At 64.9% G+C, this 2,624-nt stretch carries 2 rRNA genes; both read left to right on the forward strand.

Annotated features, from left to right (window positions below):
* Positions 1-2,343: ribosomal RNA gene (locus ACTQWD_RS08630) — 23S ribosomal RNA — on the forward strand; the annotation flags it as partial.
* A gap of 145 nt (positions 2,344-2,488) precedes the next feature.
* Positions 2,489-2,604, forward strand: a 5S ribosomal RNA gene (rrf, locus tag ACTQWD_RS08635).
* Positions 2,605-2,624: the final 20 nt, after the last annotated feature.

The following is a 2,624-nucleotide window of genomic DNA, read 5'->3' on the forward strand; positions in this document are numbered from 1 at the left end:
GGTGTGACGGCGTGCCTTTTGTAGAATGAGCCAGCGAGTCGCTGGCGCGGGGCGAGGTTAACCGAAAGGGAGCCGGAGCGAAAGCGAGCCTTAACAGGGCGACTTGAGTCCCGCGCCGCGGACGCGAAGCCGGGTGAGCTATCCGTGGGCAGGCTGAAGCGGGGGTAAGACCCCGTGGAGGGCCGAACGCACGTCGGTTGAAAACGGCGGCGATGACCTGCGGATAGGGGTGAAAGGCCAATCAAACCCGGAGATATCTCGTTCTCCCCGAAATAGCTTTAGGGCTAGCGTCGCGCGTTCACCGCCGGAGGTAGAGCACCGGATGGACGAGGGGGCTTCGCCGCCTACCGAATCCAACCGAACTCCGAATGCCGGCGGCCCAGAGCGCGGCAGTCAGAGCATGTGGGCTAAGCTGTGTGCTCGAGAGGGAAACAGCCCGGACCGCCCGCTAAGGTCCCCAAGTTCCAGCCGAGTGGCAAAGGATGTGCGTCCGCCCAGACAACCAGGATGTTGGCTTAGAAGCAGCCATCCATTCAAAGAGTGCGTAACAGCTCACTGGTCGAGTGGACATGCGCCGACAATACACGGGGCTAAGCTGGACACCGAAGCGGCGGGATTTTATCTATAGAATCGGTAGGGGAGCTTCCCATGGGCGGAGAAGCCGGAGGGCGACCGACGGTGGAGCGCATGGGAGTGAGAATGCTGGCATGAGTAGCGAGAGACGAGAGAGTAACTCGTCCGCCGTGAACCCGAGGTTTCCTGGGCAAGGCTAATCCTCCCAGGGTCAGTCGGGGGCTAAGGCGAGGCCGGGAGGCGTAGCCGACGCGCAGCAGGCAGACATTCCTGCACCGCGCACGCGGCGCTACGACCGACGGGGCGACGGATGGGGGTGGCTCGGCGGGGTTCTGGACGTCCCCGTGATGGAGCGCGGCCCGCGGACCAGGGAAATCCGGTCCGCATCGAGGGCGAGGCTCCGGACGAAGCACTTAAGCGAAGCGAGTGAGCCCGAGGTCCCTAGAAAAACCCCTAGGCAGGCGCGTGCGCGCCCGTACCGCAAACCGACACAGGTGGGTGGGTAGAACATACCGAGGCGATCGGGTCAACCATGGTCAAGGAACTCGGCACAATGGCCCCGTAACTTCGGGAGAAGGGGTGCCCGCGCGTACGTGAACGGACTTGCTCCGGGAGCGGAGGCGGGCCGCAGTGGAGAGGCCCAAGCGACTGTTTACCAAAAACACAGGACTCTGCAGAAGCCGCAAGGCGACGTATAGGGTCTGACGCCTGCCCGGTGCCGGAAGGTCACGCGGAGGAGTTAGCGCACCGCGCGAAGCCCCGAAGCCAAGCCCCGGTAAACGGCGGCCGTAACTATAACGGTCCTAAGGTAGCGAAATTCCTTGTCGGGTAAGTTCCGACCTGCACGAAAGGCGCAACGACTTGGGCGCTGTCTCGACCATGGACCCGGTGAAATTGCACTGGTCGTGAAGATGCGACTTACCCGCGGAAGGACGGAAAGACCCCGTGAACCTTCACTGCAGCTTGGCATTGGCCGCTGGTCCCGCGTGTAGAGGATAGGCAGGAGGCGAAGATCCGGAGGCGCCAGCCCCCGGGGAGCCGCCCTTGGAATACTGCCCTCGCGCGACCGGCGTCCTAACCCGAGGCCGTCAACCGGCTCGGGGACCGTGCCAGGCGGGCAGTTTGACTGGGGCGGTCGCCTCCTAAAGGGTAACGGAGGCGCGCGAAGGTCCGCTCGGGACGGTCGGCAACCGTCCTTTTGAATGCAAGAGTACAAGCGGGCTTGACTGCGAGGCCCACAAGCCGAGCAGGTGCGAAAGCAGGCTCTAGTGATCCGGCGGCCCCGAGTGGGTGGGCCGTCGCTCAACGGATAAAAGGTACTCCGGGGATAACAGGCTGATCTTGCCCAAGAGTCCACATCGACGGCAAGGTTTGGCACCTCGATGTCGGCTCATCGCATCCTGGGGCTGGAGCAGGTCCCAAGGGTACGGCTGTTCGCCGTTTAAAGCGGTACGCGAGCTGGGTTCAGAACGTCGTGAGACAGTTCGGTCCCTATCCTCCGTGGGCGCAGGAGAATCGATGGAGGCTGCCCCCAGTACGAGAGGACCGGGGTGGACGCACCTCCGGTGAACCGGTTGTCGACCAACGGCACGGCCGGGTAGCCGCGTGCGGCGCGGATAACCGCTGAAGGCATCTAAGCGGGAAGCCGTTCCAGGGATTAGTTCTCCTTCCGGTAAGGGCCCAGGTAGACTACCTGGTCGATAGACGGCAGGTGCAAGGGCGGCGACGCCCTCAGCCGAGCCGCACTAATCGCCCGAGCTCTTCCGGAACCGCACCTCGCGGCCCGCGGGACCCAGCGCTCACGCGCGGTCCGGGCACGAGGATGCCCCCGAGTCGGATCTCTCCTATGCGCCATGCGGCCCCCAGGGCACGTGGATGAGACACCGGGCACCGTAACGGTGGGCGCCGCCCACCGGTCAGCGGCCAGAGCATGGGGGGCACGCCCGGTCCCGTTCCGAACCCGGAAGCTAAGCCCCATCGCGCCGAGAGTACTGCGGGGCCAGCCCGTGGGAGGCCAGGGCGCCGCTGACCGGTGGACGGCACCGAGCCGT

Source organism: Collinsella sp. LCP19S3_B6 (genome assembly GCF_052121815.1).
Lineage (GTDB): Bacteria > Actinomycetota > Coriobacteriia > Coriobacteriales > Coriobacteriaceae > Collinsella.